Source organism: Autumnicola tepida (genome assembly GCF_031846485.1).
Lineage (GTDB): Bacteria > Bacteroidota > Bacteroidia > Flavobacteriales > Flavobacteriaceae > Autumnicola > Autumnicola tepida.
Genome location: NZ_JAVRHQ010000038.1, coordinates 1 through 17,893, shown reverse-complemented (window position 1 = coordinate 17,893; position 17,893 = coordinate 1). Strand labels below are relative to the sequence as shown.

The following is a 17,893-nucleotide window of genomic DNA, read 5'->3' as shown; positions in this document are numbered from 1 at the left end:
GAGAAGCGCCGGTAAATAAAAAGAGTAAAACAAGCTCATGCCGGGAATTTCTGCTTCTGTTAATTGCAGTCAGAGCCAAATCAAAACCGGAAAAAAAAAAAATGGAAAAACAGATTTTAAAAGTTGTAAAAATAGGAGGGAAGCTTATTGAAGATGAAAATAAGCTACGCGAATTTCTGAAAGATTTCTGCGCTTTGCCTTTCCCTAAAATCCTGGTGCACGGCGGGGGGACTATGGCTACCAAACTGGCTGAAAAACTGGGGTACGATACCAAAATGGTGGATGGCCGCAGGATTACCGATGCCAATTCCATGAAAGTAATTACTATGGTTTACGGCGGCCTTATCAATAAGAATATTGTTGCCAAACTGCAGGCTATTGGTACAAATGCCCTGGGCCTGTGCGGGGCAGATGCGGGAAGCATCGTCTCCAGCAAGAGGGAAATTAAAGAAATCGATTTTGGCTTTGTGGGAGATATCGAGCGGGTGAACACGAGTTTTATTTCTTCCACCTTACAACAAAATATTACCCCTGTTTTTTCCGCGATTTCGTACGACGGGAAGGGAGAATTGCTCAACACCAACGGAGATTCGGTTGCTGCCGAAATCGCCAAAGCCATGGCAGGGATCTATGACACCGAACTTTATTACTGCTTCGAGAAGAAAGGCGTGCTAACAGACGTTGAAAATGACGAATCTGTGATTGAAGATATAGATGAGCAGCTTTACCGGCAGCTGCTAAACAGGGGGATAATAAGCGAAGGAATGCTGCCCAAGCTTCAGAATTGTTTTGAAGCCCTAAATAACGGTGTGAGCAAGATTTATCTGGGCGACTCCAATCTGCTAAAAAAGAACGCGGTGCATACTAAAATCGTAAAATAATGGAAATTAGCAAATTACAGCAGGAAGCTTTGGAACTGCTGAAGGATTTAATCGAAACCCGGTCTTTTTCAGGAGAAGAAGAAGGCACTGCTAAGCTACTGGAAAACTGGTTTAAGAAGTACGATATTCCCTTTTATCGCCATTTGAACAACGTGTGGGCCTGCAATAAAAACTTCAGCAAAACAAAGCCTACATTGCTGCTTAATTCGCATCATGATACGGTTAAACCAAATTCCGCTTACACGCGCGACCCTTTTAAAGCTGAAATTGAGGACGGCAAGCTGTTCGGGCTGGGGAGTAATGATGCTGGGGGATGCCTGGTTTCGCTTTTGGCAACTTTCACCTTTTTTTACGCTACTGAAGATTTGCAGTACAATATTATTTATGCCGGTTCTGCGGAAGAGGAAACCAATGGAAAAAATGGCATTTCCTGCCTGTTGCCAAAAATGCCGGATATTAATGTGGCTATTGTGGGCGAACCCACGCTGATGAACCTGGCGATAGCCGAAAAAGGCCTGGTGGTTTTTGATGCAGAGGTGAAGGGGACGCCTTCCCATGCGGCACATCCAAATACTAACAATGCTATTTACAAAAGCGCAAAGGCCTTGCAGTGGTTTGAGAGCTATCGTTTCCCTAAAGAATCGCCGGCCCTGGGGGAAGTGAAGCTTACCGTAACGCAAATTAATGCCGGCAGCCAACATAATGTGGTGCCGGCTAAAGTAGATATGGTGATAGACGTGCGGGTAAACGATTGTTACACCAATGCTGAAATCGCGGAAATTCTTGAAAAAGAAGCCCCGGTAGATAATATTAGTCCGCGGTCGTTAAGGTTGAATTCCTCGTCAATTCCGCAGGACCACCAGCTGGTAAAGGCAGGGGTTGCCCTGGGGATGGAAACCTATGGTTCCCCAACACTATCTGACCAGGCCATGCTGAAATGCCCTTCCTTAAAACTTGGCCCGGGTGATTCAACCAGGTCGCATTCCGCAGATGAATTTATTTATGTAAAGGAAATTGAAGAAGGCATTGAAAAATACATCCAGCTCCTGCACAAGGCGCTAAAATAGTAGGGAATTTGGTTTAAAAAACGACACACTCACAAGTTTCCAAAATCTGTGACATCTCGAAATAATAAAACAACTAGTTTATATGAAACTCTGGGATAAAGGCATTTCAATAGATAAAAAAATTGAAAAATTTACAGTCGGGAAGGATCGGGAACTGGATATGTTCCTGGCAGCATATGATCTTGCCGCTTCTAAAGCCCATGCGAAAATGCTGGGTAAAATAGGAATCCTTTCAGCTGAAGAGGTCACCGCGATTGAAGCTGAACTAGGGAAATTACAGGAGCAGCTTGAAAATGGCGATTTTTATATTGAAGAAGATTTTGAAGACGTTCATTCCAAAATAGAATTTGAACTTACCAAAGCTTTAGGAGATACCGGAAAAAAAATCCATACCGCCCGCTCCAGGAACGACCAGGTTTTGGTGGCCATGCAGCTTTATTTTAAAGAAAATTTGCAGCAGATTTCAGCTAAAACAAAAGAGCTGATAGATGTACTTTTGGGTTTGGCCAAAGAACACCAGGAAAAACTGCTGCCGGGTTATACGCATTTACAGGTGGCCATGCCTTCTTCTTTTGGCCTGTGGTTTTCGGCTTATGCCGAGTTGCTTATAGATGATCTTTACCTGCTTGAGGCGGGGCTAAAAATTGTAGATCAGAATCCGCTTGGTTCTGCCGCAGGTTATGGTTCCTCTTTTCCCATAGACAGGGAATTTACTACCAAAGAACTGGGGTTTTCAGCATTAAAATACAACGTAGTTGCCGCACAAATGAGCCGTGGGAAATGTGAAAGAACGGTAACTTCAAATATCGCTTCGGTGGCAAATACGCTTTCGCGCTTCGCTATGGATATTTGCCTTTATATGAGCCAGAATTTTGATTTTATTACTTTTCCCGATGAACTTACCACCGGCTCCAGCATTATGCCTCACAAAAAAAATCCTGATGTTTTTGAACTCATCAGGGGCAAATGCAATAAGCTACAGAGTATTGCCAACGAAATGATCCTTATCACTAATAATCTGCCCAGCGGCTACCATCGGGATTTTCAGCTTATAAAGGAGAACAGTATTTATTCGGTGGAAAATATAAAGGAAATCCTGGATATTTTTATTCATTCTATCGCGCTTATAAAGGTGAAAGAAATAAACCTGAAAGATGAAAAATATAAATACCTGTTTACCGTAGATAGTATTAATGATCTTGTAATGCAGGGGCAAAGTTTTAGGGAAGCTTACAAAGAAATAGGGGGGCAGGTGCAAAATAATACTTATGAGCCTTCAGAAGGAAAAAAACATACGCATATTGGAAGTAAAGACCATCTTGCCCTGGAGGAAATCAGGAGAAAAAAAGGATAATTTATGATAATAAAACAAGTAAAGGGGCGAATATGGCTTATTTTTTAAATTATAATTGCAGGCAATGGTAGCGAGGTTACAAAATACCAGGCTTTTTAGCTCATAGCATTTATCATCGTCATCAATGAAAAAATATCAAATTAGAATAATATTATTTCTTCTGGTAACTTTTTATTCCGCGGATATTGTTTCTCAAGAGGAAAAAGAAGTTAACCTGCCCATAATTTTTGCAGAATTTATGTTTGGAGGAGCAGGGAGAATTAATGGTAATGCCGGAATATTGGTTGGCGGAGAATTAAATTATCAGTACAAAAAGAATTTGTTCTCAATAAGATATCTGGAAAATTCACAGTTGGAATCAAATATTGTATTCTTAAGTCCTGTGACTCCTTTCCCGATCTTGAGAGAGAAAAATTACAATAAAGAAACAGGTTTATTGTATGGTAAAAGATGGATTTATGGAGGTTCTTCCCTTAGCTTTTCTGGTGGAATATCATTCAACAGCTATTCGAGTAAGTTTATTGATGAAAATGATGATCACTACAGGCTTAGTGATAATTATGTAGGATTCCCTTTTGAAATGAATTTTAAATGGTTCAAATCAGAAAAAAACAGGTATCGAATTATGTATGGGGCAATACCTGTAGGCAAACCGACAGCCTTTGGAAGGGATTTTGGATTTAAATTAACAGGAAATATTTCCAGAAATAGTCTTATAGGCGTGGGCCTGGTTTATGGTATGGGAATACACAAGAATTACTAATCCTTTATGGACCTCAATAAAAATCTACTTGATTTAAAGTGGCTGATAAAAGCTTAAATTTCCCACTAAATATAATTGAAGTAAAATTAAGCAACACTTTTACGTCAAAATAGTACAATGGCACCGGCAAAACTCGAAAAACAAAAAACCTCCCGCCAAAACCACACAAGAAGCGAGAGGTGCAAAAAAACTGAAAAAAAGAAAATTATAATTTTTTTAGATAATAGTCATCTGGCCAAAATTGAGGTTCTCATTATTAATCTTACTGTTATCGGGATCGCTAATTACTCCTTCAAGAAAATCCCCGACTTTAGAGGTAGAGTAGTGGTTGTCTTTATTCAAATCCTGTGTACAAACATTCATTTGTATACTTATTTCAACCGCCCTTCGAACTATATCAGCTTCTTTATTTAAACTAAAATGATCCAGCAGCATTGCAGCTGAAAGAATAGAAGCCACGGGATTGGCAATTCCTTTGCCTGTAGCCTGCGGATAGGAGCCATGGATAGGTTCAAACATGGCACTTACTTCCCCCACAGAGGCAGATGCCAGCAAACCTATGCTGCCACCAATTACACTGGCCTCATCAGAGATAATATCCCCGAACATATTTTCTGTCAGGATCACATCAAATTGGGTAGGGTTAAGGATCATTTGCATGGCGGCGTTGTCCACAAAAAGAAAATCCAGTTCCACATCCTTATAAGCCTGGGCAACTTCCTTAACGGTTTTGCGCCATAACCTTGAAGTTTCCAAAACGTTGGCCTTATCAACCAGAGTGAGTTTTTTTCGGCGTTGCTGTGCAGCTTTAAACGCCAGGTGCGCCACACGCTCAATTTCTTCTACGGAATAAGTACAGGTATCGGTAGCACTTTTTCCGTCTTCAGCAGTACTTTTTTCACCAAAATAAATTCCGCCGGTAAGTTCCCTGTAGATCACCAAATCTGCTCCTGCAATGCGCTCCCGCTTTAAGGGAGACTGGTCCAGAAGTTTCTCATAGGTGTTCACGGGTCGGATATTTGCAAACAGGCCAAGGCCTTTCCTTAGCCGCAGCAAACCTTGTTCAGGCCTCACTTTGGCATCGGGATTATTGTCGAATTTAGGATGGCCGATTGCCCCAAAGAGAACGGCATCAGATTTTTTGCACAAATCTAAAGTGGCTTCAGGTAGCGGATCGCCAACCGAATCTATGGCAGCGGCACCAACCACGGCATTTTCGAAATAAAAATCGTGGTCAAAGCGGTCTGCAACCGCTTTAAGTACTTTTATTGATTGCTGGGTAATTTCCGGTCCAATACCGTCTCCCGGCAATACTGCTATATGTAGTTTCATTTTTTTGCTTGTATTTTATTCTGAAAATTTATTTAATAATTTTCAGAATCTAAACGCCTACCGAAGCAGGTGTGGTTTTCTTATTGTTTTCGTAATTCTTAATCGCCTCCAGTTTGCTAACCAGGAAATCTATATCGTCAAAACCATTGATCATACAGGTTTTCTTGTAAGGATCTATATTGAATCTTTCAGATTCGCCTGTACTGGTAATCGCTATTTTCTGATTCTCCAGGTCTACCTTAATCTTTTCTTCGGAATCTTTCTGAATGGCAATGAATAATTTCTCCAGGAATTCCGGAGAAACCTGTACCGGAAGCAATCCGTTGTTAAGGGAGTTCCCTTTAAAAATATCTGCAAAATAGCTGGAAACAACCACTTTAAAACCATAAGCTTTTAACGCCCAGGCGGCATGCTCACGGCTGGAACCACAGCCAAAATTGTTTCCTGCCACCAGAATAGAACCGGAATACTGATCCTGGTTCAAAACAAAATCAGGGTTAAGTTTATCATACTTATCAAACCTCCAGTCCCTGAAAAGATTTTCTCCAAAGCCGGCCTTATCTGTAGCTTTTAAAAATCGCGCCGGGATTATCTGGTCTGTATCCACATTTTCAATATCTAATGGAACAGCAGTATCTTTAAGTGTGGTAAATTTCTCCATTAGTTGAGCTGTTTAGTATAATCGGTTAATTTTCCTGCGACTGCTGTGGCAGCAGCGGTTAAAGGGCTGGCCAAAATGGTTCTGGAACCCTGTCCCTGCCTTCCTTCAAAATTGCGGTTGCTGGTTGAAACGCAATACTCCCCGGCGGGAATTTTATCATCGTTCATGGCCAGACATGCCGAACAACCAGGTTGTCTTAGCGTGAAACCGGCCTCTTCAAAAATGGCTCTAAGGCCTTCTTCTTCTATTTGCGCGGCTACCTGTCTTGATCCGGGAACGATAAGCGCATTCACATTTTCGGCTTTCTTTTTCCCTTTAATATATGCTGCAGCTGTTCTGAAATCTTCAATCCTGGAATTGGTGCAACTTCCAATGAAGATATAGTTTATCGGCTTGTCCAGAAGAATTTCTCCGGGTTTAAAGCCCATATACTGCAAAGCCTTGGCATCACTTTTCCCGCCTTCAACAGGAATGGAACCGCTTAATTTTATGCCCATTCCGGGATTGGTCCCATAGGTGATCATTGGTTCAATGTCTTCGGCGTCAAAGCTATATTCCTGGTCAAAAACAGCGTCTTCATCTGTTTTTAAAGTTTTCCAGTAAGTTTTTAGCTGCTCGAAATCTTCTCCTTTTGGAGCGAATTCACGCCCTTCAACATATTCAAAAGTGGTTTCGTCTGGGGCAATCAATCCGCCGCGGGCACCCATTTCAATGCTCATATTGCACACCGTCATACGGCCTTCCATAGACATGTTTTCGAAAACATCCCCGGCATATTCACAGAAATAACCTGTACCCGAATTTGTACCCAGCTTACTGATGATGTAAAGAATCACATCTTTAGGCAAAACCCCGTTCTTCAGTTTGCCGTTTACGTTTACCCTAAGCTTTTTAGGCTTTTCCACCAGCAGGCACTGGCTCGCAAAAACCTGAGCTACCTGGCTGGTTCCTATCCCGAAAGCGATAGTTCCAAAGGCGCCGTGGGTAGAGGTGTGGCTGTCGCCACAAACAATGGTCATTCCCGGTTTGGTAATGCCAAGTTCCGGGGCCATTACGTGCACAATCCCATTGTATGGGTGCCCAAGCCCATACAGGGTGATATTGTTTTCTTCGCAATTGTGGGTGAGTTCCTTAAGTTGTTTTCGCGACAACAGGTCCTGCACCGGCAGGTGCTGATTTTGGGTTGGGGTATTATGATCGGCAGTGGCCACCACCTGTTGTGGCCGGAAAACGGGAATATCCCGCTCTTTTAATTCATTAAAAGCCTGCGGACTCGTAACCTCGTGTATCAGATGTTGATCGATATACAAGATGTCTGGTCCGTCAGGGATGGATTCTACGATATGAGAATCCCATATTTTATCGAAAAGTGTCTTTTTCATTATGCAATAGCCATATTTTTTCTTGATAATTTCATGATTTCATGAATATCGTTATCTACAACCTCTTTTCTGCAATCGGCGTAATTTAAAAATTCATTGTAAACGCAATCTAACTGAAGTTTAGTCAATTCATAACCCATTTTTTTGGCGCGGTAAGCAAGGGCGGCCCTTCCGCTTCTTGCGGTAAGTACAATGGCCGACTCGGTGACGCCTACATCGGCAGGGTCTATAATCTCGTAAGTTTCCCTGTTTTTAATCACGCCGTCCTGGTGGATTCCTGAACTATGGGCAAAAGCATTTGCCCCAACAATAGCTTTGTTGGGCTGCACAAACATTCCCATTTCGCGGGAGACCATGCAACTGGTATCATAAAGGAATTTTGGATTAATATCAGTGGTCAGGTTTAAAGTAGGGTGCTGTCTCAGGATCATTACCACCTCTTCCAAAGCGGTATTTCCTGCGCGTTCTCCAATTCCGTTAATGGTACATTCAATTTGTCTCGCGCCATTGGAAATTCCCGCAATGGCATTGGCGGTAGCCATTCCCAGATCATTGTGGCAATGGCAGGAAATGCGTACGTTTTCAATTCCTTTTACGTTTTCCTTCAGATATTTTATCTTTTTGCCATATTCTTCAGGAAGGCAATAGCCTGTTGTATCTGGAATATTCAGTACGGTTGCACCGGCCTCCACGGCAGCAGTACATACTTTGGCAAGAAATTCATTTTCTGTACGCCCGGCATCTTCAGCATAAAACTCCACGTCATCTACAAAAGTTTTAGCGTAGGCCACCGCTTCCCGTGCCCTCTCAATAATCTCTTCGCGGGTGGATTTAAATTTGTATTTTATATGAGAATCTGAAGTACCAATCCCGGTGTGAATTCTCGGTTTTTTGGCATATCGCAGCGCCTGTGCTGCAACCTCTATGTCTTTCTTCACCGCACGCGTCAATCCGCAAACCGCCGCGTTTTTAACCAATTTCGAAATTTCTAAAACCGATTGAAAATCGCCGGGGCTGGAAACAGGAAAACCTGCTTCTATCACATCTACGCCCAGCTCATCCAGTCGGGCAGCAATTTTCAATTTTTGGGCAGTATTCAATTTACAGCCCGGTACCTGTTCTCCGTCTCGTAAAGTTGTGTCAAAAATTTCTACCTTTTCTGTACTCATAAGAGATTTTTTTTACTTTATCTTTAACTAAATTATGATTATATCCACTCTTTAGCCCGGTTGCAAACTACACGTTACGATAATTAATTGGGGTATTAAAATGTAATTATACTGATTATCAGTAAATTAAAAAGCTTTTTGTTACAATGACTAACGATTTGTCTGACAATCTTTTTTCTTTAATCAAGTCACTTTCCCCTTCAGAAAAAAGACAATTTTCCCTTTACGTTGGAAGGATTGGGGTAAATACCGACAGTAAATTTCTCAATTTATTTAAGGTGATGTCTAAGCTGAAGAAATATGACGAGGAAGTAATCCTGAAAAACACCCGGATCAGCAAGAAACAATTATCTAATGTAAAAGCACATTTGTACCGTCAGATCTTAATTAGTTTAAGGTTAAATCCTTCCCACCAGAGTATGCCGGTTCAAATACGCGAACAGCTGGATTTTGCCATTATCTTGTACCGAAAGGGATTATACAAGCAAAGTTTAAAGCTGCTCGATAAGGTAAAGGCAACCGCGATTTATTATGAAGAGAAAAACATAGCCTATGAAATTCTGGACTGGGAAAAAATTATAGAATCCCAGTACATTACCCGTAGCATTAATAACCGTGCGGAAACTTTAATAGAACAAACAGAGGAACTTACCAACCTTAGTGTGATTGCGAGTAAGCTTTCCAATCTCTCTTTACATTTGTACGCTATTTTCCTAAAAATGGGTTATGCACGTACTGAAGAAGAGGCGCTTCAGGTAAAGAGGGATTTTGAAAACGGCCTGCCTGATTACAATTTTGCTGATCTTGGCTTCAGGGAGAAATTGTGGCTTTATAAAGCGTATTTATGGTACAGTTTTATTCGGCAGGATTTTCTTGCCTGCTTCCGGTACGCTTCGAAATGGAACGAACTTTTTAATGAAAACAAACATCTTATTCCGGTGCACCCCGTTTCTTACTTAAAAGGAAATCATTATTTGCTGGAGGCATTGTTTTACCTGAACCACGCCAGTGTCTTTGAAAAAGTGCTGAAGGACCTGGAAAAAAATCTTAAAGATCCGCGGGTGCCTGATGATGATAACATAGCAGCGCTCTCTTTCCTGTACTTATATTCGAACAAATTAAACCTTAGGTTTATGAAAGGAGAGTTTGCCGGGGGGGATAAGCTGGTGGAGAAAATTCAGAAAAAAATAAAGAAATATAAAAGCAGGATAGATGAACACCACATCATGGTGTTTTACTATAAGATCGCCTGCCTCTATTTTGGCGATGGCAACAATAAAAAGTGTATAGAATTCCTGAAAAAGATCATTAATAACAAATCCCTTGAAATGCGGGAAGACCTTATGTGTTTTGCCAGGATCCTGAACCTGGTGGCGCATTACGAGGCCGGGCTGGATTATCATTTGGAAAGGCTGATTAAATCTACCTATAAATTTTTGATCAAGATGAACGACCTTCATGAGGTGCAGCTGGAAATGATCAAATTTTTAAGGCACCTTCCGGATGTTTCTCCTTTGGAAATCAAGGCAGAATTCCGCAAATTGCACCACACTTTACAAGCCTATGAAGATCACCCTTACGAGCGAAGGGCTTTTTTATACCTGGATATTATTTCCTGGCTTGAAAGTAAGATCGAAAACCGGCCGGTAGGGGAGGTGATTAAGGAAAAGGCCCTCCAGGTAGCCAGATAAAACGCTAAATTGACTGTAAAAAACCAGCATCTAAAACATATACTTGAGCTTAACCTGGCGGTTATACTCATAAGTACATCCGGAACTTTAGGAAGGTATATCACGCTCAGCCCTTTTGTGATTATACTTTTCAGGGCAATAATGGCGGGAACGGTACTTTATATCTTCTGCAGGTACAAGAACTTCAGGATAAAAATTGCCAATAAACGGGACCTGCTAAAAGTAATCCTGGGAGGTTGCCTGATGGGCATTCACTGGATCACCTATTTTTTCTCACTGAAATTTTCAAGCGTGGCTGTGGGAATGCTTTCCATTTATACCTATCCTGTAATTACCACTTTTTTAGAACCATTCCTGCTGAAGACCAATTTCAGCAAAATGCACCTGGCGCTGGCAGTGCTGGTGCTCTGCGGGATTTATTTTCTGGTGCCGGAATTCAGTTTTGAAAACGACCAGACCCTGGCAGTGGCTTTTGGCGTGACTTCAGCCTTTTTTTATTCCCTGCGCAATATTTTGATGAAACAGGAAGTTGAAAGGTATAACGGATCGGTATTAATGATGTACCAGATGATTATCATCAGCTGCCTGCTTATCCCCGTTTTCTTCATTTTTGACCTTTCCGGGGTGGTGTCCCAGCTGGTACCTATTTTTATCCTGGCACTGGTAACCACCTGTCTCGGCCATACCTTATTGCTGATGAGTTTCAGGAATTTTTCTGTGACCACAGCCAGTATTATAAGCAGTGCCCAACCGGTTTATGGGATTTTGCTAGGCCTTTTGTTCCTGGGAGAATATCCCGCGATAAATACCATTATTGGAGGTGTACTTATAATATGCGCTGTTTTTGCTGAAATAAGCCGAAGTATGAAAAGGCAAAATTAGGTACAGGCATTCCAGATCGCGTCTTGCGGAGGAGGGGCAATAATATGAACAGGTTCCTTTTTTACGGGGTGCACAAATTTAAGTTCCCGCGCATGTAAATGTATGCTGGCATCTTTGTTACTCCTGTCGAAGCCGTATTTTAAATCTCCCTTTATGGGGCAGCCAATCGCGGAGAGCTGGCTCCTTATCTGGTGGTGCCTACCGGTATGCAAATCTACTTGCAGAAGGTAATAGTGGTCCAGTTTTTTAAGAACCTGGTAATCCAGTATGGCTTTTTTGCTATCGGGAACTTCTTTTATATGCGCGTAAGATTTGTTCTGCTTTGGGTTACGCTTCATAAAATGAACCAGCGTAGCGCTTTCTTGTGGAGGTTCATTTTTGATCACCGCCCAATAGGTTTTTTTAGCGTCTTTATCTTTAAAGAGTTTGTTTAGCCTTGGAAGGGCTTTGGAAGTTCTTGAAAAAAGCACAATCCCGCTGGTAGGCCGGTCCAGCCGGTGTACTACTCCTAAATAAACGTTCCCGGGTTTGTTGTATTTTTCCTTTAGATAAGATTTTACCACTTCACTAAGTGGCTTGTCCCCGGTTTTATCTCCCTGCACGATATCCCCCGGCCGTTTGTTCACCACGATTATGTGATTATCTTCATACAATACCTGAAGATTATCTTTATTGGAAATGGTTTTATCTGAATTCAATTCGCGGATAAGTTTTGTAGAAAAAATTGTTCAAATACTTTGAATAAAATCCGCAAATGATAATTTCTTCTAACTTCTAACTTCTAACTTCTAACTTCTAACTTCTAACTTCTAACTTCAATTAGTATTGTTCTTCATCTGAAGGGAAATCACGGCTTTTTACATCTTTGGTGTAATTTTCAAAGGCGCTGGTCATCTGGGAATGCAGGTCGGCATACCTTCTTAAAAACCGCGGATTAAATTCATGCGTCATGCCCAGCATGTCATGAACCACCAGCACCTGCCCGTCTACCCCGTTTCCGGCTCCAATTCCTATAACCGGAATGGTAAGGCTTTCTGCCACTTCTTTTGCCAGTTTAGCAGGAACTTTTTCCAGCACTACAGCAAAACAACCCATTTTTTCAAGCAGCAAAGCATCAGATTTTAATTTTTCGGCTTCCTGTTCTTCCTTAGCGCGTACCGTGTAGGTTCCGAATTTATAAATAGATTGTGGCGTAAGGCCTAAATGCCCCATAACAGGAATTCCCGCATGAAGAATCCGTTTTATGGAATCTTTTATTTCTTTCCCACCTTCCAGCTTTACTGCATGCGCACCGCTTTCTTTCATTATGCGAATTGCAGATCGCAAAGCTTCTTTTGGGTCGCTCTGGTAACTTCCAAAAGGCAGGTCTACCACCACCAGTGCCCGGTTAATTGCCCGCACCACGCTGGAGGCGTGATATATCATCTGGTCCAGGGTAATGGGAAGGGTGGTTTCATGCCCCGCCATTACATTGCTCGCAGAGTCTCCAACCAAAATCACATCTATTCCGGCCCCATCTACAATTTTGGCCATGGTAAAATCGTAAGCGGTAAGCATGGCAATTTTTTCGCCATGGTTTTTCATATCAACAAGGGATTTTACCGTAATTCTTTTATACTCTTTCTTAGCAACAGACATCAGATTCTTTTTTGTTGGAGTAAAAGTAGTAAATTAGTTGACCACATTCAAAGTGAAAGCCGGAAAGGCCAAATTTTAAAGGCGCTTATATTCCGGAATAATCAAAATAATGAGCTAAAAACTATATTATGAAAATTAACCTCACCATGCTCGCATTGTTTTTCTTCGGAATATCTTTCGCGCAGGAACCTGAAAATGAAAATACTTCCGCAGAATTTGAAATAGAAGGGTCATCTGAAGCCGATGCCAAGGATGCCGCGGTAAAGCTGGTAGAAGATTTTTTCGTGGCATTTCATAAAAAAGACACCACTGCAATGAGGGAATTTGCACATCCCGATATTGTGATGCGCTCTGTAGCAGTAGATACCGCGGGAAGCAATACGGTTACAACAGAATCATATTCCGAATTTTTGAAATCTATAGGTTCTATTCCTACGTCTACCAAATTTGAAGAACGTTTGCATTCTTTTGCCGTACATGCTTCAGGAGAACTTGCAAGTGTTCTGACGCCTTATTCGGTTTATGTAGATGACCAGTTAAAACATTGCGGGGTAAATTCTTTTCAACTGGTGAAAGTGGGTGAGGAGTGGAAAATCCTTTACCTGGTAGATACCAGGAAAACTGAAGGTTGTGAAACATTTGAAGCCAGGGAAAGAGCAGGAGGAGAGACTAAAAAGGTCCTGGATAAAGCTCCTGATTTTGATGATAAATAGGATCTGTTCAAATTGAACAAAAATAAATGTCAGCTCGGGCGCAGTCGAGAGCTTATGGAAAAAAGTACTTCCAATATTCTCTATTCTCGACTGCGCTCGAATCGACAAACTTATTCTTGAACAGCCTGTAATTTTGTGTTTTAAAGCTTTAGTTTTACGGCCTTAACACCACTCTAAAACGCGCTTTATTATTGATCATCTTATCATAAGCTTCATTTACCTTATCCAATGGAAATTCTTCTATCATTGGAGTGGTTCCGCTAAGGGCACTAAAATTAAGGGTGTCTTCAGAATCCATCGCGGTACCGCTCGCCCAGCCTGCTGCTGTTTTTCTCCCCTGGAGTAACTGCATTGGTGATACTTCCACGGGTTCTCCTGTTGCCGCTACCATTACTATTTTTCCATTAATTCCAATCCCGTCAATTACTGAACTTATGGCTTTGCTGTTGGGTGCAGTAGCCAGGATAAGATCGGCGCCGCCTAATTTTTGAAGTTCTTCTGCGGCATCCTGTTCTCCTGTATTTATAAAATGATGTGCCCCAAGTTTACTGGCAAGTTCTTTTTTGTCATCGCTGGTGGAAATGGCCACCGTTCTCATGCCCATTTTTGCAGCATACTGAACAGCTAAATGCCCTAAACCGCCAATTCCCTGCACTGCCACGGTATCTCCCGCGGTAACACCGGAATTTCTAATCGCGTTATAAACAGTGATCCCTGCACATAACAGAGGTGCGGCATCTGCTGAAGACAATTCATCGGGAACGCTGGCCACGGCTTCATGTGGTGCAGTCATAAATTCGGTGTAACCTCCATCATAAGAGATTCCGCTAATTTTAGCATTCTCGCAGTTGATAAAATCTCCGCGGCGGCAGGGTTCGCAGGTAAAACAATGTCCACCATGCCATCCTACCCCAACACGCTGGCCTTTTTTCCAATTGGTAACCCGCTCACCAACTTCTTCAACAATTCCCACAACTTCGTGTCCGGGCACCCTTGGATAATCAATGGGGAAAATGCCTTCTTTTACAATAGCATCGCTATGGCAAATTCCGCAGGCTTCCACCTTTATTAAAACTTCATTTTCTTTTGGAGAGGGTTTGTCGATATCTACCACAACAAATTCTCCTCCTTTTTCTTTAACCTGTACAGCTTTCATAACTTATTTTTTTGGATTTTGAAGTTACAAAAAAGAAGGGCCTTCGGTTTTAATCCTTTGTTAAATCCCGTAGAGGGATTATTGTACTCCCTAATCTGTCCGCGGAAATCTCTATCCAGAGTAGTGTGAAAGGTTACTGAAGTTTCGGAAAAAGGAAAAATACAATAATGCCGTTATTCATCATGTGCATCAAAATTGGCCAGATAAGGCCGTGGTTCTCGATTTTTACTTTTCCGAAGAAATAGCCGGCAATCATCCTGGGAAAGACCAACAGGAATAGGGCGATATTGATTTCAAAAACTTCCACATAATTGTAAATATGAACCAGGCCGAAAAAGAAGGCGAAGAGCAGCCACAATGGTTTATAATATCGGATGAGGATTTTTTGTGAAGCTGAAATTAAATTTTTAGTTGTGAATTCCTTCAGAAATAAAAATATAAGTATTGCTGAAACCAATAGAAGAGCAAAACTTAAAGCCCAATAAACATTTTCCGGGATAAGAAAAGCACCAAAAATCACCATCCAGGTGCAAATGAAGAAGAAAATGTCGTTCTCTGAAGGTTTTATCAGGCTTCTGAAAATGCCTTCTTCCAGTACGGGTGCAACCACCAATGCCATTAGGGCAAACCTTAGCGGACTTTCATCCAGCATCTGGAAAAGTTCTGTTTGCTCATATTTGTCTAAATCTATGCCTGGAAAGATACTGTTGAGAATACCAATTAAGGTAAAGAAACCAAAATAGCAGGCCACCATAAAAACGTAATTACGAATGAGGTTCCTTACTTTATCTGCTGAAGTTTCCAGGGCCGGTAGTTTAGGATATTGTTTCAGGTTTAGCAGTCACTCAGATTCACTTTTACCGCCAGTCCGCCTTCTGAAGTTTCCTTATACTTGGAGTTCATATCCTTCGCGGTGTCCCACATGGTTTCAATAACCTTGTCCAGCGGCACCTTGGCTTTGGTAGCGTCACTTTCCAAAGCAATTTCAGCGGCATTTATGGCTTTAATCGCGCCCATGGCATTTCTCTCTATACAGGGCACCTGTACGAGCCCGGCAATAGGATCACAGGTGAGGCCAAGATGATGTTCCATGGCAATTTCGCTGGCCATTAAAACCTGTTCCGGTGTGCCTCCTAAAAGTTCACAAAGTCCGCCAGCAGCCATAGCGGAAGAAACGCCAATTTCGGCCTGGCAGCCACCCATGGCGGCAGAAATGGTCGCGCCCTTTTTGAACAGGCTGCCAATCTCGCCGGCCACAAGCATAAAGCGTTTTAAGTCTTCAAAAGTAGCGTCATGATTTTCAATAACTGCATAATACATCATTACTGCCGGCACTGTTCCTGCGCTCCCGTTGGTAGGAGCGGTTACCACTCGTCCCAGGGAAGCATTTACTTCGTTTACACTTAACGCGAAACAGCTTACCCATTTTAAAATTTGCCGAAATTTTACCTCGGTATTGCGAATGGCGGTAATCCATTCTTCCGGAGAATTATATTCACTATTGCCCATAAGCCGCTGGTGCATTTCGAAAGCGCGGCGTTTTACATTAAGGCCACCGGGAAGGGTGCCTTCGGTATGGCAGCCAATGTACATAGATTCCAGCATTACGTCCCAAACCTGCCTTAGTCCTGCATTTATTTCTTCTTCACTTCGCATGGATTTTTCATTCTCCAGAACCAGTTCAGAAATTTTTTTGTTTTCAGAATGGCAGTAGGCCAGAAGGTCTTTACCTTTTTCTATTGGAAAGGGAAATTCATCAAATTCTGCTTTCTTCTTTTTGGCATTTTTGCGCTCTTTTTTCACTACAAATCCGCCGCCTATGGAGTAAAAAGAAGAAGAAATTTTTTTGCCGCTTTTAAGGCTGGCCCTGAAGGTCATTCCGTTAGGATGAAATTCTAAAAATTTGCGGTTAAATTTTACATCATTCTTGATGCTAAAAGGAATCTCCTTTTCACCATTCAGCTGAAGGATATTACTGTTCCTGATATTTTCAATTTCCTGATCGATAATGGAGATATCCATGCTCACAGGATCGTGACCACAAAGCCCCAGAATTGTGGCAATATCTGTAGCATGGCCTTTTCCGGTTAAAGAAAGGGAACCATACAAATCTATATGGATACGTTCCACTTCTCTAAACTGGTCCTTTTCCTTCAACTCCTTTATCCATCGCTGGGCAGCCCGCCAGGGTCCCAGAGTGTGGGAGCTGGAAGGGCCAACGCCAACTTTAAGCATATCAAATACGCTAATACATTCCATATTTTGCAGTGTGGTTTAGTGGGCAAAGGTAGAGATTAGCAAACAGACCGTGAAATAAAAAGGGTCCTGCCAAAATTAATTTCCGGTCATCCATTCACTAATGTTATAGCAATATTAGTCGTGCCTGCTTATGAGAGGAGTTTCTTTTTTGGAATGGGATTACATAAAGGGTTTCTCCGGCATTCGCTGCTGCCTGGCTCCCAGAATATCAATTTTTTGGATGTTTGGTTCTTTGCTTAACAAGGTGTCTTTAAATTCCATCAATTTAGCAGCAATTTCTCCATTTAGATGGGCATCCCGGCCTTCTTCATCACTAAAGGTGTCAAATATTCCGAAAGTATGTTCATCTATCCTGAAAGCAAACCAATCTACTGTTTTTTCTTCTTTCCGCGCCAGATCTGCCGCGGAAGTAAGAAAAGATTCCACTTTATCTGCCTGTCCTGTTCTGGCAACAATAGTTGCAATTAATCCTTTTTTAACCATAACTCGTTTTTTATTTTAATATATCCTTTTTCAGATGCTTAGAAAATACAACTCCTTTTCAGGATTTTGCGTGAAATTCCTGTTAAGATTTGTTATTCATGTTTGTTGTTTTTGTCTGTTGTTCAGTGTTAATTTGTTTTACTTTTATATAAAATTAGTTCCATAGAACTACCCCGGCCTTCGGCCACCCCTCCTTTAAAAGGAGGGGAGCTATAGTGAGCATTTTGAAAATTAAATTTTGAGTTTTAGTGAATCCTGCAAGGAACCCTGAACTACAAACTCTTACCAACCACCCCAATCTTTGGCCGCTGCTCCTTTAAAAGGATGGAGCTTTTTTATTTTAAATGCTGAATTTTGAATGGATTATTATCTTACTTGTCCATTGTCCATTGTCCATTGTCCATTGTCCATTGTCCATTGTCCATTGTCCATTGTCCATCGTCTATTGTATATTTTTTATTC

Annotated in this window: 17 protein-coding genes; 7 read left to right on the top strand and 10 right to left on the bottom strand. The window is 41.7% G+C overall.

Going from position 1 to position 17,893, the window contains the following annotated elements:
* The first annotated feature begins 101 nt into the window (after positions 1 to 101).
* The 4 genes from argB to RM553_RS18670 all read left to right on the top strand — a co-directional run bounded on the left by argB (position 102) and on the right by RM553_RS18670 (position 4,065).
* Complete coding sequence (gene argB, locus RM553_RS18685) at positions 102 to 881, top strand: acetylglutamate kinase (RefSeq protein WP_311536485.1); 780 nt, start codon at positions 102 to 104, stop codon at positions 879 to 881.
* A complete protein-coding gene (locus RM553_RS18680) occupies positions 881 to 1,948 on the top strand; it encodes a M20 family metallo-hydrolase (RefSeq protein ID WP_311536484.1) in 1,068 nt (355 codons plus the stop codon). Before argB ends, RM553_RS18680 begins: the two co-directional genes overlap by 1 nt.
* Before the next feature lie 82 nt (positions 1,949 to 2,030).
* On the top strand, positions 2,031 to 3,302 hold the full coding sequence (gene argH / locus RM553_RS18675; protein ID WP_311536483.1) for an argininosuccinate lyase: 1,272 nt from the start codon (positions 2,031 to 2,033) through the stop codon (positions 3,300 to 3,302).
* A 124-nt stretch (positions 3,303 to 3,426) separates the two neighbouring features.
* The gene (locus tag RM553_RS18670; RefSeq protein WP_311536482.1) at positions 3,427 to 4,065 is read left to right on the top strand and encodes a hypothetical protein; all 639 of its coding nucleotides are present in this window, start codon (positions 3,427 to 3,429) and stop codon (positions 4,063 to 4,065) included.
* Between the two features lie 216 nt (positions 4,066 to 4,281).
* Here the strand turns inward: RM553_RS18670 and leuB are convergent, their stop codons facing one another.
* Genes leuB through RM553_RS18650 form a run of 4 tightly spaced genes read right to left on the bottom strand, consistent with a single transcriptional unit; the run spans position 4,282 to position 8,609 of the window.
* Positions 4,282 to 5,397, bottom strand: a complete 1,116-nt coding sequence (gene leuB, locus RM553_RS18665; protein WP_311536481.1) for a 3-isopropylmalate dehydrogenase — start codon at positions 5,395 to 5,397, stop codon at positions 4,282 to 4,284.
* Positions 5,398 to 5,446: 49 nt separating this feature from the next.
* Entirely contained in the window at positions 5,447 to 6,058 is a 612-nt protein-coding gene (leuD, locus tag RM553_RS18660; protein WP_311536480.1) for a 3-isopropylmalate dehydratase small subunit, read from the bottom strand.
* Positions 6,058 to 7,440, bottom strand: coding sequence for a 3-isopropylmalate dehydratase large subunit (leuC, locus tag RM553_RS18655; RefSeq protein WP_311536479.1), 1,383 nt, complete (start codon positions 7,438 to 7,440; stop codon positions 6,058 to 6,060). The genes leuD and leuC overlap by 1 nt, the downstream gene beginning before the upstream one ends.
* Positions 7,440 to 8,609 (bottom strand): 2-isopropylmalate synthase, encoded by a 1,170-nt coding sequence (locus tag RM553_RS18650; protein ID WP_311536478.1) that lies wholly within the window; start codon positions 8,607 to 8,609, stop codon positions 7,440 to 7,442. The genes leuC and RM553_RS18650 overlap by 1 nt, the downstream gene beginning before the upstream one ends.
* 146 nt (positions 8,610 to 8,755) lie before the next feature.
* On the opposite strand from RM553_RS18650, the gene RM553_RS18645 reads away from it, so the two are divergent.
* Together RM553_RS18645 and RM553_RS18640 are read left to right on the top strand one after the other, a co-directional pair.
* Positions 8,756 to 10,300, top strand: coding sequence for a hypothetical protein (locus RM553_RS18645; protein ID WP_311536477.1), 1,545 nt, complete (start codon positions 8,756 to 8,758; stop codon positions 10,298 to 10,300).
* A 9-nt stretch (positions 10,301 to 10,309) separates the two neighbouring features.
* The gene (locus RM553_RS18640) at positions 10,310 to 11,182 is read left to right on the top strand and encodes a DMT family transporter (RefSeq protein WP_311536476.1); all 873 of its coding nucleotides are present in this window, start codon (positions 10,310 to 10,312) and stop codon (positions 11,180 to 11,182) included.
* Here RM553_RS18640 and RM553_RS18635 read toward each other — a convergent pair.
* Together RM553_RS18635 and panB are read right to left on the bottom strand one after the other, a co-directional pair.
* The gene (locus tag RM553_RS18635) at positions 11,179 to 11,880 is read right to left on the bottom strand and encodes an RluA family pseudouridine synthase (protein ID WP_311536475.1); all 702 of its coding nucleotides are present in this window, start codon (positions 11,878 to 11,880) and stop codon (positions 11,179 to 11,181) included. The genes RM553_RS18640 and RM553_RS18635 overlap by 4 nt on opposite strands.
* Before the next feature lie 121 nt (positions 11,881 to 12,001).
* Positions 12,002 to 12,820, bottom strand: a complete 819-nt coding sequence (gene panB, locus RM553_RS18630) for a 3-methyl-2-oxobutanoate hydroxymethyltransferase (protein WP_311536474.1) — start codon at positions 12,818 to 12,820, stop codon at positions 12,002 to 12,004.
* Between the two features lie 128 nt (positions 12,821 to 12,948).
* On the opposite strand from panB, the gene RM553_RS18625 reads away from it, so the two are divergent.
* Positions 12,949 to 13,533 (top strand): Cif family virulence factor, encoded by a 585-nt coding sequence (locus tag RM553_RS18625; protein ID WP_311536473.1) that lies wholly within the window; start codon positions 12,949 to 12,951, stop codon positions 13,531 to 13,533.
* Between the two features lie 154 nt (positions 13,534 to 13,687).
* Here RM553_RS18625 and RM553_RS18620 read toward each other — a convergent pair whose 3' ends face one another.
* From RM553_RS18620 to RM553_RS18605, 4 genes are all read right to left on the bottom strand, one after another.
* Entirely contained in the window at positions 13,688 to 14,689 is a 1,002-nt protein-coding gene (locus RM553_RS18620) for an alcohol dehydrogenase (RefSeq protein ID WP_311536472.1), read from the bottom strand.
* A gap of 133 nt (positions 14,690 to 14,822) precedes the next feature.
* The gene (locus RM553_RS18615; protein ID WP_311536471.1) at positions 14,823 to 15,443 is read right to left on the bottom strand and encodes a CPBP family glutamic-type intramembrane protease; all 621 of its coding nucleotides are present in this window, start codon (positions 15,441 to 15,443) and stop codon (positions 14,823 to 14,825) included.
* Positions 15,444 to 15,523: 80 nt separating this feature from the next.
* On the bottom strand, positions 15,524 to 16,957 hold the full coding sequence (locus tag RM553_RS18610; RefSeq protein WP_311536486.1) for an L-serine ammonia-lyase: 1,434 nt from the start codon (positions 16,955 to 16,957) through the stop codon (positions 15,524 to 15,526).
* A 150-nt stretch (positions 16,958 to 17,107) separates the two neighbouring features.
* Positions 17,108 to 17,431: a putative quinol monooxygenase gene (locus tag RM553_RS18605; protein ID WP_311536470.1), complete on the bottom strand. Its 324-nt coding sequence runs from the start codon at positions 17,429 to 17,431 to the stop codon at positions 17,108 to 17,110.
* Positions 17,432 to 17,893: the final 462 nt, after the last annotated feature.